Raw genomic sequence first — 22,139 nt, 5'->3', positions numbered from 1 at the left:
AGCCTGAACCGATTGTTGAGCCTGAACCGATTGTTGAGCCTGAACCGATTGTTGAGCCTGAACCGATTGTTGAGCCTGATGTAAATGATTCTCAGTTATTATCGGAATCTGATGATCCACGTACTTTGCTGCGTTGTCCTCCGCAAGAATTGATAGGTGAGTGGACACCAGAAAAATGGGATTATTGGCTACAAACGGCTCGTGAAGCAGATGTGCTCGCTCAAGATGAATTGGCATTGGCGCGTCAAGGTATGATGACAGGCTTGTGTAATGGTAAAGCCACCTTTATGACAAGTGTGGACAGTCGGCATCTGCAAGTTACTTTTCAACAATTAGCTGCAAAGTTGCAACAGCAATTCATGCAAGCAGAAATTGACCTAAAAATTGATAGTAGCGTCATGCAAGCTGATGATAAAACCCCTGAACGTCGTCAACAGAAACGTTTGGTACAGGCTAAAACTGTGGCAGAATCCAAACTGCTTAATACGCCAGTGATGCAATATCTGACTGAGCGCGGTGAAGGAAAAATGGGTAAGGTTCAGTTGTATTAAACAATCAAAAATATTATTGTTAAAATTATTTAAAAGTATATATAGTTATTAGACACAATACCCATATAGAATATCAAGGTGATCTGTTACTATCGCCTTGATATTTTTGCTTTTTTTATAAGTAAAATAAGTCTATCTGAATCATAACAAAGGATTTAATATCAATGTGGTATTTAAAATCCGTTATAATGGTTAAGTTATATTAAAAATTAAAACGTAGCTTAGGTGAGAATATGTTAGATAATTTACGCGGTATGGCTGTGTTTGCCAGTGTGGTTGGACATGGTTCTTTTAGTGGCTCTGCTCGTGAGCTTGGTATTACAACGAGTGCAGTCAGTCAACAAATTCGCTCATTAGAGAATGAGCTGGGCGTGGTGCTATTGCATCGCTCAACCCGTAAGCTAAGCTTAACAGAAGCCGGTGAGAGCTTTTATGAGGCCGCCAAAGACGTGGTCAGTGCTGCTGAGCAAGGTCGAATTAAGGTCAATCAGCTACGTGACGAGCTAGCGGGCAGTTTGCGTGTGGCGACCACGCCTGAGCTTGGTGTTAATCATATTTTGCCAGCACTCTCTACATGGATGGCGGCTCATGATGATCTCAGTATCACTTATCTGGCGGACAATCATTATATTGATATGATTGATGAGCGCATCGACATCGCCATTCGTATGAGCCCTACTATTAATGACTCTAATCTAAGCAGTCATCCATTGACGGATGTACGTCAAATGCTTGTCGCCTCACCGCAGTATCTACGTCAGCATACCAAGCTGCAAGCGCCCAAAGATTTGGCCGATCATCAGCTGATTTGTATTGAAATCATGAAAGACGCCAACCAGATTGATTTGGTTCAAACAGAAACGGGTAAAAAAACCCGCACCAAAATGAACTCGCGCATTTATACCAATAACGTCTTTATGGCTACGACATTGGCCAAAGAAGGTCATGGTCTGGTTAGAATGATGGAGATGGATATCAAAAAGGAGCTTGAAAGTGGCGATTTAGTCGAAGTATTGACTGGTTATCAGCTGTCAAGCTTTGTGCTCTACGCGGTTACCTTAAATCGCGAACAACAGCCAGCCAAAATCACTCGCTGTTTAGAAGTATTAAAAAAATACTTCCATGCCAATTAGATATTGATAGTATTTCATCCCATTTAGGTGAAAGGAAACATCGAGAGAATCTAAGTTTTTAATACTAAATGTAGATTCTCTCGACTGTTACACTTAAATATTCCAATCCATTTCCTTAGAAAATCTCTTTCGATCATCGACAATAGACTTAATTCTTCTCCCTTATTTAGTTGGTAAGTTACATCCATATCTTGTAATGGTTGAATAAGTTTTTGTGTAAGAATCTCTTATATTTGCTGACCCTACTGCATTTATCAAGTAAATAAGTAGCTTTTTGGCTGATGGCCATAAATGTAAACGATACTACAGCAATTCATAATCTTAGAGCCTAGGTTTTTCTCATAGATTGTTGTTGGAAACATTCGACGTCTATGATTCTATCATTACCTCATAACTTCCACTCTATAACGTTTGGTGCATTGATTTTAATACATCCTTCGGTTTATTGCTGTGTGCGTCAATGATCAGTAGGCCATTGAATATCTTTGCAATATCCAAAAACTGTTTCTGACGCGCATCTATCAAAATGAAGTAAATTTCCTTAATCACTTTCTGTGCTTTCGCTTCACTTCTTTCTGCATCCTAAGTAATGATTGCTATTAGTCCTACGAATGAGCGTATTGGCTAGCTTTTTTAGCAGCATCAATCAAGTCAATATGCGCTACTGTCTAAAACTTAGTTGAATATAATAACGAAATGTTATAACATAACAAAAATAGTAAGTATGTTTATGTCTGCTCGTTGTGTGTTTGATTGGTATAAATATAAACAGTCAGTTCAACGTAAAAAGTAAAGTTGTTAAGAGTATGTCGGTCAATAAAAGAGAGAAAGCCAATGAATGATTCTTTAGCCATCGAAAGAAAACTGCCTGTCACAGTACTGTCTGGGTTTTTGGGAGCAGGAAAAACCACCTTACTTAATCATATTTTAAACAATCGTGAGGGACGGCGAATAGCAGTTATTGTCAATGATATGTCTGAGGTTAATATTGATGCGGCTTTAGTGAGGGAGGGAGGCGCTGAGCTTTCTCGAACAGACGAGAAGTTGGTTGAAATGAGTAACGGTTGTATTTGCTGTACGTTACGAGAAGATTTGTTGCTAGAGGTACGACGCCTTGCGCAAGACAATCGTTTTGATCAATTGGTCATTGAATCTACTGGAATCTCTGAGCCTTTACCTGTTGCAGAAACCTTTACTTTTGAAGATGAAGCGGGCGTTTGTCTTGATGAGTTTGCACGTTTAGACACGATGGTGACAGTGGTTGATGCATTTAATTTTTTGAAAGATTACAGTTCTTATGACAGTATACAGTCTCGAGGCGAGTCGCTGGGCGAAGAAGACGAGCGTACCGTGGTTGACCTACTGATTGATCAGATTGAATTTTGTGATGTCATCGTACTGAATAAAGTAGATTTGATATCAGAAGAAGAAAAATCAAGATTGATGGCGATTATTCATTCCTTAAATCCAAGAGCTCAAATAGAAATTGCACAATTTGGCCAAGTGGATTTAGATAAAATATTAGACACAAATTTGTTTGACTTTGAAGAAGCGTCTCAAGCACCAGGCTGGTTAAAAGAGCTTAGAGGAGAACATACACCAGAAACACAAGAATATGGAATCAGCAGCTTTGTTTATCGCGCTAGACGTCCATTTCATCCTCAGCGTTTTTATGACTTTATCAATACAGAATGGAATGGAGTGGTTCGATCAAAAGGGTTCTTTTGGTTGGCCGCATATCCTAAACTCGCCGGTACTTGGTCGCAAGCTGGTGCAATGGCAAGACATGGATTAGCTGGATATTGGTGGGCTTCAATTCCTGAGGATGAATGGCCACAAGATCAGCAAAATCGCAATATTATAGAGGACAACTGGGATACTCGTACGGGAGATGCGCGTCAAGAAATCGTGTTGATTGGAATGGATATGGATCAATCAAACCTAATTGCACAGTTTGATTCTTGCTTACTTACTGATGAAGAGATGAATCAAGGCCCTGATGAGTGGCAATTGATGGATAACCCTTTTACAGGTTGGACTGATTTAATATCTTAAATTCATGGTCTTTGTCAGAATTAATAAGAGCATAGCGTCTTAAGAGTTGTCGAGACGTTAATTTAAGAGAGCTTTTAGAGAGCATGACTCTAAAAGCTCGAAAATTATTAGAATATATCAGGTCTAATAGTAGGGCGTGTTCAACACGACCTACTGTAGATTAAGACATCTTCTAAAAAGACGGTTTCAATAAATCAATCAAGCGTTCAGCGACTTGTGTGCTTTCATCACGGTTCATATTAAGCGGCGGCAATAAGCGTACAACATGACCGCCCGTGATGTTGATGATGAGTTTTTGTTCATCACGCGCACGATCTACCAGCTGGCTACAGTCCATATTTTCAGGTAGTGAGATACCAATCATCATGCCAGCACCGCGGCTACTCACACCATATTGCCCTAACGCATCAACCATAGTCTCACGGATGAATAGCCCTTCAGTGACAGCATTGTCCATGATGTCACTGTTTGCTAACACGTCATAGACGCTATGTACCACGCGACTGGCGAGTGGCGTACCGCCATAAGTAGAGCCGTGACTGCCAGCACCGAATAAGCCATTGGCGCGGCCACGTACCATACAAGCACCGACTGGAAAGCCGTTACCCAGGCCTTTGGCAGTCGTCAATACGTCAGGGCGAGCCTTGCTGTGTTGATACGCAAAGTACTTACCTGTACGTCCATTGCCGGTTTGTACCTCATCCAGCATAAATAGCCAGTTATGAGCGTCACACTCTGCTTGTAGTTCTTCAAGATAAGTAAAACCATTGGCAGCGGTATTAAGACCACCTTCACCTTGAATCGGCTCTACAAAGATGGCACAGATTTCATCATGATCTTGCGCGGCTTGCTTAATCGCAGCAATGTCACCAAACGGTACACGAATAAAGTCATCATCTAAGGTATAAAACCCTTCACGCGCTTTTGGATTGGCAGTGGCTGATAAGGACAATAAAGTACGGCCGTGAAATGACTGCTCCATAACGATGACTTTGGGGCGTTTAAAGCCCTGCTGGTATGCATACAGACGTGCCAGTTTTAACGCCGCTTCGTTTGCTTCAGCACCACTATTGGCAAAAAATACACTGTCCATTTGGGCAGAAGTACAAAGAATTTCTCCAGCACGTTCTTGCCAATCGATGCCAAATAGATTACTCGTATGCACTAAGGTAGCCGCTTGCTGCTGAATGGCGTCAGTCACCTGTGGATGGCAATGTCCCAGTCCACATACCGCGATACCAGTGAGTGCATCCAAATAAGGCGTCTCGTCTTTGGTATACAACCAACTGCCCAAACCACGTGTAAAGCTGATTGGTTGACGATTATAAGTGGGCATCAGATAAGTAGCAGACATATAAAATATCCTTGGTGTAGTAAATTGAAAAGTAGGGGTTATAGTTCGTCAGAGAAAGGCGTGGTTTCTGCAGGTAAAGTATAGTCTTCATTTGCCCATGCACCTAAGTCAATCAGTTTGCATTGACTGCTACAAAATGGCTTATATTTATTGTCTTGCCATGTCGTTTGCGTGCCGCAACGTGGACAAGGATAAGTCTTGGGTGAGGTATTGGAAGTAGAGTCATTCATAATAAAGGTAAACAGATCCTTGAGGTTGCTTGAACAATTGGTATTATTAGCGAATGGCGGCTCGCATGGCTTGTACATCTCTATCTACGTTACGATTGATAGACTACTGTAACGGGTTGCGCGTGATCGCTATATTACTATTGAAATCGATTGGCTATATAATAGCATGTGGTCGAATAATGACAAAAGACAAATACCTTAAGGACAGTAGATGACTGACAATATTGAGCTTACGCATCAACAGGCGAGAGCATTCCAACCGCACAAGCTCTCGGCACCGCGTGATTTTATGATTCCAAACATAATTGGTGAAAATAAAGACAATTTGCCTTTGATGTTAGAGATTGGTGCAGGGAAGGGCAAGCATGCGCTTAGCTTTGCAGCACAAAACACTGATAAGCATTTGATTGCGATCGAGCGTACGCGTAATAAGTTTGAGGCTTTTGCCAAATTGGCAACAGTGCAAAACGCATCAAATCTGGATGCTATCCATGCTGATGCGATTGCTTGGATCGTTCATGCTATCGCGCCTAGTAGTGTGGCGAAAATTTTTATTCTTTATCCCAATCCTGAGCAGCACAACCCTAATCAACAATGGTTGAATATGCCTTTTTTTGAATTCCTATTATCACGCTTACAAGTAGGCGGGGAAGTGACGCTAGTAACCAATATCGAAGCATATATGGACAATGCAGAGCAACAAGCCACTGAAGTATGGTGCTTACCAAATGTTCGCTATCAAGTGCCCATTGACAGTCAGCGGACGCACTTTGAGGTTAAGTATTTAGCACGCGGCGAAACGTGTTGGGAGCTGTGCATGCAAAAACCGAAAGGCTATAAGACAAGATTTGACGATTGGCAGGTTGATGCTGTTAATCAAGGAATAGCCTAAGTACCCATTATATAAAAATAATCACCTCGTATGCTAATACCTAGTATTATTACATATATAAAATAGCCTAAGCAAATTAAATATAAGCCATAAAAACCGCTCCTAAAAGAGCGGTCAAAAAAATCGATAATAATCTGCATCATAAGTACGGCTTTACCAACTTATTAGAATCCGTATATGCGTCTAAAACCGTCAAAAAGGTGTAAGCACCAATAAACTTACGGCTGATAAACATAAACTCTTTTGGTGGGAGATTAAATTCAAAAGACTGCATTGCTCGTGTTGCTTTATTAGAAAGGCGCGAGTGCAGTTTACTATTCGCCCAAATATAACGATTGTTTTCATCCAAACAATCAGCAGGAATATCAGGGTTTATTACAGGGTCACTAAAAGGCTCAGTAGCCAATAGAAACAACGAAGCAATATCAAAACGTACTTTGTCACTCATACTATCGAAAAAATCATAACCAGTCATTGCCAACATCATTGCTTGATGGTCATGGCGATAACCAGCTTTTAATAAGCCATGAGCGATAGTTAATAGATGACTATCAAACTCACGAATAGCACCAAAATCTAACAATACTAACTTATCAACATCGTCTTCATTATCGCTCACACGAACCAAATAATTACCAAAATTTGGATCTGTCTGCATCTCACCCCACACAAAAATTTCTTGCATCATGATTTCAATGGCCGCTTGACCGATGGCATTACGGCGCTCATGAGGCAGCAATTGCAGTGCATCAGAGATCACAGTAATACCTGGCTCGTAAGACATGCACAATAGACGTTTTGTGGAATAAGTACGGTTAATTTTAGGGACTATATAACGTGGATCGTTGATTAAACGTTCATAAAAACGTTCTGTTGTCGCGGCTTCTGCTTCGTAATCAACCTCGTGATGGAGTAGGTCGCGTATCTCTTCAAACCACGCATCGAGTGAGCGGGTTTGCGGAACAATATTACTTACTTTTAATAGTTGCTTAAATAAAGCAAGATCCGAGTTAATGGCATCTGCCACACCTGGATATTGGATTTTCAACACGACTTGTTCACCAGTTGCGATGACTGTAGCACGGTGGACTTGGGCGAGAGAAGCGGTTCCAATAGGAGTGGGGTCAACGTCAAGCTCATTTAACTTATCACCCAACAACTGACGTAACGTGAGTTCCATCGTTGGCCATGATAAGGTCGCTGTATCATCATTCAGCGTCTGCAGCGCACGTGTGATTTCGGGTGGCAATATATGCTCACCATAGATCGCCAGCATTTGACCAATTTTAACAACCGAACCTTTTAATTTACCAAGCTCTAAAGCGAGATAATTTGCTTGTGTTTCCATAAATATTTGATTACGTGCTGTGCGTGCTTCTTTGTTCAAAAACATGCCAGACACACTATTGCCCGCCCAACGACGACCAATATTTAAGGAAGTTTTGGCAATCGACATTCGACGCTCAAATCCTGAGGTTTTTAAATTATCAATTGATTGCTTATTGCTAAAAGGTTTAGACGTATCATTTGCCATAAATATAATCATTCATCCAGTTGCTATTGATGTGTGGGTTCGAAACCTACAATACAAGGGAGATCTGATGCACAGGTACAAAATTGTACCATATAAAGCCTATTTCGTTGATGAGCCTTAGCTGAACGATGGCTGTTACTTTGTAAGCTGAAGTATGATTGTAAACAATGGTGATAAAAATAAGACCTAGCATAAAGCTAGGTCGAATAAGAACAATGATATAAATCAGCCCAAATAATTTATCGACTGACTGCTAATAGTTTATTTAGCATTTTCACGAGCGATGGCATGATGACCAATATCTCGACGATACTGTGCACCATCAAAACTAATTGCTCCTGTGACGGCTAATGCGGCTTGTTGAGCATCTAAGATACTATCTGCCAACGCGGTGACACATAATACACGTCCGCCATTGGTTATCACTTCTTTTTCATTATCTACTACATTGCTATCAGAAAACGCGGTGCCAGCGTGGAATACTTTAACGGCATTGGAGTTAGAGGTTTCAAGTTCTGGCAAGCCAGCGATCACATCACCTTTTGATGAGGTTTCAGGATAGCCCTTTGAGGCAACAACGACACCTAGAGCTGGGCGCGTATCCCATTTAGCATCACTAGGCAATTGACCTGCCAGCCCTTGGGCGACCAAATCAACCATCGAAGACTGCAAACGCATCAAAATAGGCTGTGTTTCTGGGTCGCCAAAACGGCAGTTGAACTCGATGACATAAGGGTCGCCCGCTTTATCAATCATCAAGCCTGCATACAAGAAACCAGTGTAGGGGTGACCCGCCTCTTTCATCGCATCAACCACTGGCTGGATAACTTGTGCCATCACCTTGTCATGGACTGCTTGCGTCACGACTGGAGCAGGAGAGTAGGCACCCATGCCGCCTGTGTTCGGCCCTGTATCACCTTCAAATGCACGTTTGTGATCTTGACTGGTCGCCATTGGCAAAATGTTTTCACCATCGATCATACATATAAAGCTGGCTTCTTCGCCTTGCAAAAACTGCTCGATAACCACACGACTACCAGCATCACCGAATTTATTGTCCGCAAGCATGTCATCTATTGCTTCATGCGCCTGTTCGATGGTTTCAGCAACAATGACACCTTTACCTGCGGCCAGTCCATCTGCTTTGATAACGATTGGTGCGCCTTGCTCATCGATATAAGCTTTGGCAGCAGTGGCATCCGTAAAACCTTGATAAGCCGCTGTTGGAATATTATTCTGTGCCATAAATTCTTTGGCAAATGTTTTTGAGCCTTCTAACTGCGCACAATATGCCGTTGGCCCCCATGCTTTGATACCAGCATCACGGCAAGCATCGATGATGCCAGTAACTAACGGCGCTTCTGGACCAACGATGACCATATCAATAGCGTTGTTTTGACAAAATGCAATGACCGCGCTGTGTTCGTTAGCATCATTACTTGATTCTAAAACAACGTTTTGGCATTTAGGTTCAAGGGCAGTGCCTGCATTACCCGGCGCGACGTAGATATTTTTTACCTTATTATCTTTTGCACATTGCCATGCTAGTGCGTGTTCGCGACCACCTGAACCAATCACCAAAATATTCATCATACGTCTGACCCTTAAAATTAATAATGAGTTATTCACACACTTTTCAGTACATCGGCGTATTCTAACAAAAAATCTGTACCGATTGCCATGAGTATCCACTTGCCAGCGATGAATCCGCAATAAAACATCGGCCTGTCTCATTAGCAAATGTTATCGAAGTGTTGCTGATTCATGAAATGATGTTGTACGCTTTAGCTAACGCCCCATGTGCGTTAAACTTCACTAGATTAATGGTATTAAATCCTGATTGCTAAATATTCTTAAAATATAAGAGTAAAACAAGGAGAAAAACTTAAAAAACCAAGAAAAAATAGAATAATTTGCATAAATGGATGGACTATTTCACCTCATCAATAATATTCAATATATTCATGCGGTGTGAGTAGGTAATACCGATTAATAAACTCAAATAAATAAATGACAAACCAAACTTGTAAAAAAGGACGAAGGACATGCCAAACTCCCTCAGTATCGCAAAAGAGCGCATCAGCCAAATAAGCGATATTGCTACCAGTTATGTACAAAAAGACAAATCGTTATTTGACCATTTTATTCATAGCTATTATCAGCCGCTGCATCAAGAGACAGCAAAAGCCATCAGCAATGCTGACTTGGCAGGCATGGCGCTCCATCACTTTACGCTCCTCCAAGCCTATGATGGTAGCAAGCCGCAATTGTCGGTGTTCAACCCAAAGGCAGAAGAGCAACATTTTCACAGCTCGCATACCGTAATTCAAATCGTGGCTTATGACAGACCATTTTTAGTCGATACTATCCTAATGAGTCTGGAAGCAGAAGGGATTGATGTACACCGTACTTATAACATCATTGTTAGTGTTAAGCGTGACGATGATGGACAAATTATTCATGTCGAAGGCGCACATGAAAGTGCGACCTCTCATTTGTCTTTGATTCATTGTGAAATTGCGTATCAAGATAATGAAAGTTTAGACACGCTGCAACAAACGCTGCTGGCCAAAATTGATACTCTAGATACGGTCGTTGGTGATTGGAAGCAAATGCGTGCGCAGCTGACTGATATCAAAGCTGAACTGGCCAATAAGCCGTTGCCAGAAGTGTTTTATTCACAGCAAGAGATACAAGCGTTTTTAGATTGGATATTAGACGACCATTTTATTTTCTTAGGTTACCGTGAATACCGTTTAGAAGGCGGTCAGTCTATCGAAGTAAAAACCAATGCTGAACCTGTTGACTTGGACTTATTTGCCATTGGCAATAGTGGTCTTGGTTTGTTGCGTGGTGCTGAAGAAGATAAATTGTCAGAAAGCTTTAGCCAGTTGCCTAAAGTATTGAAGCAACTATTGACTGAGCCTCGCGTACTGATGCTTTCGAAATCAAGCCGCGTATCACCCATACATCGCTCGGTATATATGGACTTTTTGGGTATTCATAAATTTGATGACAATGGCAAGTTGGTCGGTGAATATCGATTCATTGGCTTACTGACGTCTCAAGCCTATCAGCTTACCGTACAACAAATACCTTTGTTACGTGACAAAGCCAATAAGATTATGATGATGGCAGAATTGCCACGTGATGGTCATGCTCATCATAAATTGATGCACGTGATTAACACACTGCCACGTGATGACTTATTTCAAGCCAGCGTCGAGGAACTGTATCCTATCGTTTCTGGCATCAGCCAATTGCAAGACAAAAAGAGTCTGCGCTTGTTCAGCCGTGTCGATCATTATCAACGTTTTGTTTCTTGCTTGGTCTATATTCCGCGTGATAAGTTCAACACTGAGCTACGTATCAAGGTACAAAACGTTCTAAAAGAAGCTTATGGCGGGACATCTTCAGGATTTACGACTGAGTTCAACGAATCTGCTCATGCTCGCGTCCATGTACATGTACGCACCGTGCCAGGCCAAGTGAATGACGTTAATACAGAAGCGCTTGAAGCTAAGTTGTCTGCATTGATGCAATCATGGAATGACAGCTATCAAAAAATGCTACTCGATAATGTGGGTGAGCAGCAAGCCAATGCGTTAAACCGTCGCTTTTTGAATTATATTCCTGCAGCTTATCAAGAAAGCTTTGATGCCCGTACTGCCGTTGAAGACACCAAACGCTTGGCCAAACTGACAGCAGAGCAACCAATGATTTGGCATTTGTATCAGTCAACGGGTGATGCCAGAAACCAGCTACACCTCAAACTGTATGGTCGTGAGGAACCGGTCATCTTATCCAAAGTATTGCCAATCCTCGAAAACTTTGGGGTATCGGTCATTTCAGCCCAGACTTATGAGTTCGACCTACCAGAACAACCTATCTGGATGCAAGAGTATGAGCTGACGCTAGAGCATGTTGATACTGTCAATATGCAAGTGGTACGTGGTCAGTTTGAAGACAGCCTTAAGCAGATTTGGGCAGGACAGGTCGAAAGCGATTCTTTCAATGAGCTAATATTGACGACCAATCTTGATACTTATGATGTGGTGTTGCTACGGGCATTATCGCGTTATATGATGCAAGCAAAAGCACCGTTCTCTAGTAGCTATATTCAACAAACGGTTGTAAAAAACAACGATATCAGTGTAGCGCTGGGTAGTCTGTTCGATGCTCGTATGAATCCTAAATATAGTACGGATGAGCGCCAAGAAAAAACCACTCAATTTCAAGCACAGATCAATGCAGCACTCGCAGATGTAGATAGCTTAGATGAAGACCGTATCTTGCGTTGGTATTTAGACTTAATTAACGCCATGATTCGCACCAACTTTTATCAAACGGATACAAATGGTCAGCGTAAAGACCGTTTGTCGTTTAAATTTTTGGCAGCAGACATTCCAAATCTACCATTGCCCAAGCCAATGTTTGAGATATTTGTCTATTCACCGCGTGTTGAAGCGGTGCATTTACGAGGCGGCAAAGTGGCTCGTGGTGGTTTGCGTTGGTCAGATCGCATGGAAGATTTCCGTACCGAAGTGCTAGGTTTGGTCAAAGCACAGATGGTCAAAAATGCGGTCATTGTTCCTGTGGGTTCAAAAGGTGGCTTTATTGTCAAAAATAAAACCATGGCAGATGGCCGTGAAGTATTCCAAGCTGAAGGTATCGCCTGTTATCAGACGTTCCTAAGAGGTATGCTTGATATTACCGACAATATTATCGATGGCAATATTGTCCCGCCAGCCAACACTGTGCGCCATGATGAAGACGATCCGTATTTGGTGGTTGCTGCAGACAAAGGCACCGCGACTTTCTCTGATATCGCCAACGCCTTGGCTGCTGAATACAATTTTTGGCTGGATGATGCCTTTGCTTCAGGTGGCTCGGTAGGCTACGATCATAAGGCGATGGGTATTACGGCGCGCGGTGGTTGGGAGTCGGTCAAACGTCACTTCCGTATGCGCGGTATGGATATCCAAAATCGTGATGACTTTACCGTGGTTGGTATTGGTGATATGAGTGGCGACGTATTCGGCAACGGCATGTTGCTCTCAACCCATACCAAGCTGGTTGCAGCCTTTAACCATCTACATATCTTTATTGATCCCAATCCAGATACTGCCAGCTCCTATGCAGAGCGAGCCCGTTTGTTTGAGATGCCGCGCTCATCGTGGGAAGATTATGAGCAATCATTAATCAGCCAAGGCGGTGGTATATTCTCTCGTCAAGACAAAACCATCACCATTAGCCCAGAGATGAAGGCCGTTTTTGATATTAGTGAAGACAGCCTGGCTCCTAACGATTTGATTAGTGCCTTACTACGGGCACCTGTTGATCTGCTCTGGAACGGCGGTATTGGTACTTATGTCAAAAGCGTTAACGAAACACACGCTGATGTTGGAGACCGTGCCAATGATGCGCTGCGTATCAATGGTAACGAGCTGCGTGCTGCTATCGTTGGCGAAGGCGGTAATTTGGGCTTTACCCAGCAAGGGCGTATTGAATACGCACAAACGGGTGGCCGCATTTATACCGATGCCATCGACAACTCAGGCGGTGTGAATTGTTCAGATCACGAAGTCAATATCAAAATCCTACTGGGCAAAGTCGTCGAGCAAGGGGATATGACATTGAAGCAGCGCAATGAGCTGTTAGAGAGCATGACCGATACAGTGGCAGAGTTGGTATTGCGCCAAAACTACCTACAGCCGCAAGCGCTTGAGCTTAGCCATATCCTTGCGACAGCAAATTTGAGCGAGCATCAACGTTTTATTCAAATGTTAGAAAGTGAAGGCCGTCTTGACCGTGCGATCGAATATCTGCCATCAGATGAAGAAATTGCAAAACGTCAAAAAGTGGATACTGGCCTGACCAATCCTGAATTGGCCGTCGTCATGGCTTATGGCAAAATGTGGGTTTATGACAAATTGCTATTATCTGATTTACCAGATGACCCATACTTCATCAACGAGTTGCGTAAATACTTCCCTGATGAGCTGGCGTCACGCTTCTTTGATGAGATGACCGAACACCGCTTGCATCGTGAAATCATCAGTACTTATTTGACCAACAGTGTCGTCAACCGTTTGGGTATTGAAGCACTGTTCCGTCTCTATGAAGAGACCGATCAATCATTGGCAACCATCGTTCGTGGCTATGCCATCAGCCGTGATGTCTTTAATGTATCAAAAGCTTGGAAGACGCTTGAAGCGCTGGACAATCAAGTTGATGCCAAGTTGCTGCTAAATCTTGAGCTGCGTCTGCGTGATGCGCTTGAGCGCGGTGTTGTGTGGTTTATCAATGCCTTTGGTCAAGACCTCCAAGTCGCTGATATGATTAGCCGCTTTGGCAATAGTGTCGAAAAACTGACCAAATCAGGCGGTTTCATCGAACAGCAATTTGCGCAGTATTTGCAAGAAGACACCACAAGCTTGATGCAAAATGATCTGTCCAATAATGATGCTGCCTTGTTTGCCTTGTTTGCCATGCTGCCATATCATGTCGATGCGCTAGATGCCGCTCTTTTGGCTGAGCAATATGCGCGTCCTGTCGATGAGATTGCAACGCTATACTTTGAGGCCTATCAAGTATTGCAGTTAGATTGGATGATGGACCATATCGCCATTTTACCGCAGCAAGATTATTGGGATCGCCGTGCCCGCCATGCTTTAGTGAACGAGCTGTCACGTAGCTTGCGCCTATTGATGGATGCGGTACTGTCAAAACCTGATGCGAAGCAAGCGTTTAGCGAGTGGCGCTCACGCCATTTAGATCAGCTGGCGTCAGTAGAGGCAGAAATGCACAAACTTGATGAGCTGCATAGCAATAATGAAAACAGTCAAGTGGGACTATCAACTCTTTCAGTATTGATGAGTGAGTTAAGTGGTCTGGTCACTAAGTAAAGTATAGTCAAGTCAGTTTATTCGTTGAAAAAAACCACCGCTATTGAGTAACGGTGGTTTTTTATTTTCATAAATGTGGATTAATATAGTTAAGTTTTAATTGATGACTTTCTGGCAACCTTGACCAGTAATCTGACTGAAACCACCTGAGATTTTTTCTACTTTTATTTGGGTCAAGATGCGATCCTTTAACGCCTGTACGTGCGAGATGATTCCGATCAATTTTCCTTCTTGTTGCAAGCTGGTTAAGGTATCAAGCGCAATATCAAGCGATTCCTCATCAAGTGTGCCAAACCCTTCATCCAAAAATAGCGAGTCCACACGGATATTATGGCTGGCCATTTGTGACAGTCCAAGTGCGAGCGCCAAGCTGATAATAAAACCTTCACCACCTGAAAGGTTTTTGGTACTGCGAATATCACCGCCTTGGTAGTTATCAATAACGTTGAGCTCAAGAGGACTGTCTTCATCATGAATGAGTAAGTAGCGATCACTCATTTTTTGTAGTTGGCTGTTGGCATGTTTGATCATCACCTGAAACGTCAATCCTTGAGCAAAGGTGCGGTACTTTTTACCATCTGCTGAGCCTATTAACGTATGTAATTGCTGCCAAACTTGTAGTTTTTGTTTTTGTTCATCAATCGCAATCAGCTGCGTTGCCTGTTGTCCTTTTTGGTTGTCGTTATCCTTGAGCTTTTGATCAAGCACACCGATTTTTTGACTTAACTCATCGATATCTGTCTGTATTTGATAATGCTTGCCAGCAAGTGTTTCTCGGTCTTCATCTGTCATAGGTGTGGCAATTTTTTGCTCTAGCGCTTGCTGGGAATTGTCTAACTGCACCTTAGCCTGTTGTAGCGCGTTATCAATTGCCAGTTTACGTATATGTAGTGCCTCACGCGCTTCTTTAGGCAGACGCGCACTAACAAAAGCGGCTTCATCTGCGAAATGTGACTCTACCAGTAAATCAGTAAAGGTGTTTTGCTGCTTATGTAGTGTAGTCGCCGCCGACTGTAGCTCTGTGGCTAGCTGTTGCTCTCTAATCTTTAACTGCACGAGAGACTGTTGTATAGTATCTAGCTGTCTTTGCGCTATGACTTGTTTGGCATTAGCTTCATCAGCAGCACCACGTAACTGGTTTTCTTCGTGGTCTGTATCTTTATCTGCGAATAGCGCTTTTCTGTCTGTCTTTAGTTTTTCGATAGATTTGGTTTTATTATCGATTAATTTCTCTAAACCTGTGAGCGCTGTCTCATCATCGGTGAGCTGTGTTTGCTTGCTATCGATATTCGCCGTCAGACTGCTCAAAGTATTTATAAGTTGCTGTTGGCTGTTTTTCTGCTCATTAAACTGTTGTTTTAGCTGACTTAACGCGCTGCGCTGCTGACGAAGTTTTTCAATATGACTGTCATAGTCTGCGCTTTCTATTACCGTTTGTTTATCAAAACTATTATCCAGTTGCTTTAGTGCGCCGTGAACGTCAGTCGCTTTGAGCGCTATAGTTAAATGATTCTCGTATTTATCCGTTGGGTACTTACTCACCAAAGATGAAATATTGGTCATTATGGGTATTAGTTCAGAAAAATTAGTGGCAATCTTATCTTCGATACTTTCCATTTTTTGAGCATTGAGCTTGCTATCCGTGGTCAGGTTATTAATGTCACGACTAAGTAGCTGTTGCTGCTTTTCATCGGCTTCGATGTCAGTGCTGAGCATTACAGCACTTTCAGTTAGGTTGTCATATTTAACCACTATCGTTTTAAGAGACTGTTTATGCTCAGTCAGTTTGTGTTTTACGGTGTCTAATAAGGATAAGCAGTGATTGATATTAATATCGGTTGTATTTATATCACTGATCATTTGTGCAAGTGGATTGATAATCGTCATAGTTGATTCAGAATAATTATTCTCAGTGTCAAATAGTGAGGATAAGTAAGACTGAATATCTGCGTATAAGATTTTAGATTGCTGCTGTAAGGGCGCTAACTGCTGCTGTTGATTTTTGATGGCTTCTTTTTTGGTGGCATGGTCGATATGATGTTTGGATAAAGTCTGCTCAAGATTATCAATAACGGTTTCTAGTTCAGCTATGTGCTGCTGAGTTAATTGCGTCTTAGATGGTTGGTTTTGGGCGGCATTGGCATCGATATTATTGTCTAGTAACGGGTGATGTTTACCATAAGGATGCTCATGCGCACCGCAAAGCGGGCAGGGCGACCCATCTTCTAGCGCTACTATATAATCTTCAAGCTTAGCAACTTTTTGCAGTAAATTTAGATGAGCCTGTTTTTCTTGTCGTTTACTCTTAGCGTCTTCAATATCCATCTTGCGACTGGCAATCAAACCTTCTAAAATCTGAAGCTCTTGGTTCAGTGTGGGTAACGTTGCATTGATGTGGTCAATTTGGCCAGTACGCTCCGACAACTGTTCTAACTTTATGTTGGCTTGCGCAATCTGAGTACTGATTCGATCGATTTGCTCTTGTTCGCTACGCATATGAGCAATGGGCTGATTTTGAATGAGTGTGGCTTGCTGCTGTTGTAGGCTGGCAAGTTGACCGCGTTGCTGCGTTATTAATGACTTCTCTACATCTTGCTGCTTAGATAATTTATCAAAATCAGCCTGTAGCTGGCGAGCTTGATTACTATAGGCAAGTTTGTCAGCCGTTAGGTTGGTATTATCTTCTAGCAGTGCCATTAATTGGCGACAGCTGTTATCAAATTTCTCCATATCTGTATCGAGGTCGTTTAGCTCTTGGTAATCGCGAAAGTACTTTTCTATACTGCTAAGCTGAGCCTTCGTTTCTTGTTCTTTTTGACTGTGCTTGGCTATTTCTTGGCGTAATCGTTTCGTACTATTGACTAATAGGTCTTTACGTTGATTATCATTGGTTAAAGAATAGGATTGCTGTTTTATCTCAGCATCCAACGCGCGCGTCTTTGCAATAACAGGCAAGGTGGTCTGGAGGTTGTCCGTGGCTTGCTTTGCAGTGGTATTGATATTCTCTAAATGAGTTGAAGCTTGTGCCAGTGCTGCTTGCTGAGTTGGAATCTTATTAAGCAAATCTTGCTGCTCAAGACTCAATCTCTTGACCGTGTCTCGGCTATAGCTAAGCTCTCGAAATTGGCTGTCAATCTCTAAGGCTTTATTAGCCACTTCTAAGCGCTGCGCTTCTGGAATAAAGGTTTTCTGTGCTTGCTGTGCTGCTGAAAATTCGGTCTGGTAAGTTAAGAGATTTTGCTGCAACTGCTGAACACTATCCAGCCATTGCAATTGCGCACTCAAGGTATTAAAGGTTTGGCGCTGCTTGCTCTGCTGCTGGTTAAAGCTCTCTAAATCAACTTTCAGCAGTTTTTCATCTTCAGTACTTAATAACGATAAGCTATTTATACCCGCTTGTAGCTTGCCAAGCACGTCTTCCTCAAAGCGTTTCTTTTCATGGACATTTAATGAGATTTTGGCATAAATATCTGTACCCGTTATTTTTTCTAAAATAGCCGCTCTATCGCCAATATCTGACTTTAAAAAGGCGGCAAAACTGCCCTGTGCCAGCATAATGGAGCGGGTAAACTGATTAAAATCCATACCTATTAACTCTTGGATATAGGCCGACGTCTTGGATTTTTTTTCCTCCAAGATTTTACCCGTTTTCACCTCACTGATTTCATGCTTAATCGGTAATAGATTACCTTTGGCTTTCTTATGAGCGCGATGCTGATACCATGAGCATTGATAGCGTATGGTATCTATCTCGATGATGACTTCTGCCGAACATTCACCCGTGCCTTGTGTCATGATCTCATTTGTCGACCCAGTGATATCGCCCAATCTTGGCGTCTGGCTATAGAGTGCCAAGCAAATAGCGTCCAATATGGTGGTCTTGCCAGCGCCTGTCTGTCCAGTGATTGCAAATATCCCTTCATTGGTAAAAGCGGTGTCAGCAAAATCAATATGCCATTCGCCTTTTAGCGAGTTGAGGTTTTTGAGTCTGAGTTCAATTAAGCGCATGGGCAACTCTTATCTTTATGAGAATTATTGTGAAGAATAATGATGAAACATACGGTAGCAATGGTGCTGATGATGGACAAACGGCATAAGCAACTCGTATTATTCGGCCTGTTTATCTTCGTGATGCAAGCCATAAACGATTTGCTGATAAGCATCTCGTAAGGTGGATTTTTGTGCATCAGGGACATCATGAGCCGTCAAGCACCGCTCAAAAACTTCTTGCTCGTCTAGGTCTTGTAGCGTCTCAGAGGTTTGCTGCTGATTAAGAACTTTGTTATAAGTGCGCGTATTTTTGATTTTTAATACCTCACACGGCAGATCATCTATCATTGCTTGAATCTGTTCGCGCAACTCACTGACGACGTCGTCCCCTGTATAAATAATCTCCAACCAAATCACTTCATTTTGGCTAAGCGTGTCAATGGTTTGGGCAATCGTTGTTAAGTCACCAGATATTTGCGCTAATTGTTGAAATTTTGGAATGGGTAAGGGAATGACTTGCATTTGATACGAGTCATCTTGGTGCAATAGGGCGGCGTTCGCATGTGAAGTGGATAGATTGGCAGTCGTTTGCTCAATACTTTGATTTTGCTGCTCGATAGTGTTTTCTTTGCCAGTAACGTTTGCCACGTTATCGTTTTCTACGGACTCATCAAAGCCAAACAAGTCATCCATATAGACAGCTGTCTGACTTGCTACTTTTTTAGCAGCTTTTTCTACTGACTTTTCAACCGTGGTGGTTTTAACATTAGCATCTGTGCTGACAAGCTGAGGAATAACGTTTAGCCCTGAGCTATCATTATCAAAATATTCAGCAGCACCAAACTGTACAAGTAACACTTGTTTTTGCTGCCGTGCTTCACCAAAGCCCATAGCAATGGGTGAGCCTGAGTAGCGAATATTCTCACGTCCACCAACGCGCTGCGGAACATGTAGATGGCCAAGCGCCACATAATCAAAACCAGCATCAAACATGTCGGCTGAGACCTTGCCAAGTGAACCAACATAAAGCTCGCGTACCCCATCATCATCGGTCGTTTGACCACCCGCGGCAAACAGATGCCCTGTGGCGATAATGGGAATATGACGTTGATGCGCTTCGATGAGTTCAGCTTGTTTGGCTTTGGCAATGGCTGCCACTTTATCATAGTGCTCGCAGATACCAGCGATAACGTTAGCGTCTTTGGTCTGACCCGACTCGCCAGCCTGACTGCTACGCACATCGCGATCACGCAGGTAGGGCACAGCGGCAATAATGCAATGCGGCGTACCATTTACATCATCTAAAACCAATACCTCATCGTTTAAGTCTTCACAAGCAGTACCAATCACATGAACGTTCAAAAACTTTAGGACATGGCTTGGTGCATCCAAAAATGTCGGTGAATCATGATTGCCAGCCACAATAACCACATGTTGACAGCATGATTTTGACACTTTACCCAAAAACTCATAATACAGCGCTTGGGCTTTATTGCTTGGCGTCATAGTATCGAAGATATCACCAGCGACGATCAATACGTCCACGTGCTGCGCGCTAATAGTGTCTTGTAGCCAATTTAAAAACGCGGCAAATTCATCATAGCGCAGTCGCCCGTAAAGCCTTCGCCCCAAATGCCAGTCGGATGTGTGCAAAACGTTTAACGCTTTGGTGGGCATGGATTTTAAAACGGTAGGTGTGGGCATAGGTGCGCTTAATGACATATAGTAAAAGACAGTCATTCTAGCAAGATTTGTAGCGGTTTGCTCTGTTGCAACGTATTAAAAAAACCCTACCAATACTCTGGTAGGGCTTTTGGGAAATACTTGAAATTAATGATAAACGTTTTCTAGCCTACTGTCTCAAACCTTATCTTATTACTCTGCAAGGTTTGCAACCATAGACAGCGCATGGGCTTGCTGGCGTGTAGATGTTGTTTTGTCTTTATTGATAGCAAAAACGCCTTCACGTAGCCAGTTGTCCGCTGTGTGATCACTATTTTGATTGTGCTGATTATACCAAGACAAATCGTGCTGAAGACTGACCACGTCGCCCATAATAAGTAGGGCAGGCGTTGGTAATTGTGCCTCTTCTTGCTGAGCAACAATGGTTGCAAGCGTTCCAGTCAATACTTGCTGGTTGAGCATACTGGCATTAGAGACAATGGCGATGGGCGTGTCCGCCCTGCGCCCTGCGTCAATCAATCCTTCGATCAAGCGTGCCAGCGAATGTAGACCCATATAAAATACCACTGTCTCATCGGTATTCAAAAAGCTCTTAAAGTTGTTATTGGGCGCGCCCGCCTTCAGAAATCCAGTGACAAAACGCACTGACTGCGAATGATCACGGTGGGTTAGCGGAATTCCTGCATAGCTGGCAGCGGCATTGGCAGCGGTGATGCCGGGTACGACCTGATAAGGGACACCATGTGCGCGCAGACTTTCAATCTCTTCGCCACCACGTCCAAAGATGAACGGATCGCCACCTTTTAGGCGCACCACACGCCGACCTTCTTTGGCACTATTAACCAATAATTCATTGATACCAAGCTGTGCGACTGTATGGTTGCTGCGTTTTTTGCCGACGAACACTTTGTCAGCGTCACGGCGGCATAGATCTAATACTTGCGGTGATACCAGCGCATCATAATAAACAATATCTGCTTGCTGCATCAAACGCAGCGCTTTAAAAGTGAGGAGCTCGGGATCGCCTGGGCCTGCACCCACAATATATACTTCTCCCACCGCCGACGCCTCTTCTATAGACTCATCTGACATTATAGGATTGATCGTAGGGGCTTCTTTTGCTACTGGTTCAGCGTCATTTTTTTTGTGAATGGCGGCCGCTGTACTATCTAAGTCAGCTTGCAGTTGTGCGGCCGCCTCTTTTTCATTACCAGCAAACATCAGCTGACTGACTTGACCTTCAAATGCGCGCTCCCAAAACTGCCGACGTCCAGTCAAAGTCGGAATTTTGGCTTTGACTTCAGCGCGAAAATCGCCAGCAAGCTTGGCCAATTTTCCATAACCCTGCGGGATCAATGTCTCAAGACGTGCACGCAATAGACGGGCGAGCACAGGCGCTTTGCCATTGGATGAGATACCAATCACAATGGGATTGCGATCTATAATCGCTGGAAAAATAAAATCGCATAAAGGAGGGGTATCGACCACGTTTACGGGAATATTCAGATCAGTGGCGTCGGCATGAATTTGATGGTTTAGGGTCTCATCATCGGTCGCTGCAATGATAACGCGCGAGCCTGACATATGCGCTTTATCATAATTCTCATAAATCAGTTCGTGCTTGCTATCACTTAACAGCTCTTGTATCTCGTGACTAATATCTGGTGCAAGAATAGTGATACAAGCCCCTGCACGGCTGAGTAAATCAGCTTTACGCAGCGCCACTTCACCGCCGCCCACGATAAGCACTTTGCGGTCTTCTAGTTTAAAAAATAGCGGGAAGGTGTTCATAGCATCACCAGTTATTCA

The 22,139-nt window shown here is 42.9% G+C and carries 12 protein-coding genes; 4 read left to right on the top strand and 8 right to left on the bottom strand.

Annotated features, from left to right (window positions below):
• Positions 1–49 (bottom strand): hypothetical protein (locus tag JMY02_RS13800; protein ID WP_406947755.1); only part of this gene is annotated, 49 nt, incomplete at its 3' end.
• Positions 50–784: 735 nt separating this feature from the next.
• Here JMY02_RS13800 and JMY02_RS09760 point away from each other — a divergent pair.
• Positions 785–1,684, top strand: a complete 900-nt coding sequence (locus JMY02_RS09760; protein ID WP_201597618.1) for a LysR family transcriptional regulator — start codon at positions 785–787, stop codon at positions 1,682–1,684.
• Positions 1,685–2,518: 834 nt separating this feature from the next.
• Positions 2,519–3,739: a zinc metallochaperone GTPase ZigA gene (gene zigA / locus JMY02_RS09755; protein ID WP_201597617.1), complete on the top strand. Its 1,221-nt coding sequence runs from the start codon at positions 2,519–2,521 to the stop codon at positions 3,737–3,739.
• Between the two features lie 172 nt (positions 3,740–3,911).
• Here zigA and JMY02_RS09750 read toward each other — a convergent pair whose 3' ends face one another.
• Positions 3,912–5,093, bottom strand: a complete 1,182-nt coding sequence (locus tag JMY02_RS09750) for an aspartate aminotransferase family protein (protein ID WP_201597616.1) — start codon at positions 5,091–5,093, stop codon at positions 3,912–3,914.
• A gap of 38 nt (positions 5,094–5,131) precedes the next feature.
• Positions 5,132–5,323, bottom strand: coding sequence for a DNA gyrase inhibitor YacG (locus tag JMY02_RS09745; protein ID WP_201597626.1), 192 nt, complete (start codon positions 5,321–5,323; stop codon positions 5,132–5,134).
• 211 nt (positions 5,324–5,534) lie between these two features.
• Here JMY02_RS09745 and JMY02_RS09740 point away from each other — a divergent pair, with 211 nt between their 5' ends.
• Entirely contained in the window at positions 5,535–6,215 is a 681-nt protein-coding gene (locus tag JMY02_RS09740; protein ID WP_201597615.1) for a class I SAM-dependent methyltransferase, read from the top strand.
• A gap of 139 nt (positions 6,216–6,354) precedes the next feature.
• On the opposite strand, the gene JMY02_RS09735 is transcribed toward JMY02_RS09740, so the two are convergent.
• Positions 6,355–7,749, bottom strand: a complete 1,395-nt coding sequence (locus JMY02_RS09735) for an ABC1 kinase family protein (protein ID WP_201597613.1) — start codon at positions 7,747–7,749, stop codon at positions 6,355–6,357.
• A gap of 261 nt (positions 7,750–8,010) precedes the next feature.
• Positions 8,011–9,339, bottom strand: coding sequence for a phosphoribosylamine--glycine ligase (gene purD / locus JMY02_RS09730; protein ID WP_201597624.1), 1,329 nt, complete (start codon positions 9,337–9,339; stop codon positions 8,011–8,013).
• Between the two features lie 455 nt (positions 9,340–9,794).
• Between purD and JMY02_RS09725 the strand changes: the two genes are divergently transcribed.
• On the top strand, positions 9,795–14,657 hold the full coding sequence (locus JMY02_RS09725) for an NAD-glutamate dehydrogenase (RefSeq protein ID WP_201597611.1): 4,863 nt from the start codon (positions 9,795–9,797) through the stop codon (positions 14,655–14,657).
• Positions 14,658–14,753: 96 nt separating this feature from the next.
• Here the strand turns inward: JMY02_RS09725 and JMY02_RS09720 are convergent, their stop codons facing one another.
• The 3 genes from JMY02_RS09720 to cysG form a co-directional block, all read right to left on the bottom strand.
• Positions 14,754–18,665, bottom strand: coding sequence for an AAA family ATPase (locus JMY02_RS09720; protein WP_201597609.1), 3,912 nt, complete (start codon positions 18,663–18,665; stop codon positions 14,754–14,756).
• Between the two features lie 99 nt (positions 18,666–18,764).
• Positions 18,765–20,351: an exonuclease SbcCD subunit D C-terminal domain-containing protein gene (locus tag JMY02_RS09715; RefSeq protein WP_201597607.1), complete on the bottom strand. Its 1,587-nt coding sequence runs from the start codon at positions 20,349–20,351 to the stop codon at positions 18,765–18,767.
• Between the two features lie 171 nt (positions 20,352–20,522).
• On the bottom strand, positions 20,523–22,121 hold the full coding sequence (gene cysG, locus JMY02_RS09710) for a siroheme synthase CysG (RefSeq protein ID WP_201597605.1): 1,599 nt from the start codon (positions 22,119–22,121) through the stop codon (positions 20,523–20,525).
• Between the last annotated feature and the right edge of the window lie 18 nt (positions 22,122–22,139).

The organism is Psychrobacter vallis (assembly GCF_904846715.1).
Taxonomy (GTDB): Bacteria; Pseudomonadota; Gammaproteobacteria; order Pseudomonadales; family Moraxellaceae; genus Psychrobacter; species Psychrobacter vallis.
The sequence above is the reverse complement of the archived record's forward strand: the minus strand, read 5'-3'. Positions and strand labels throughout refer to the sequence as shown.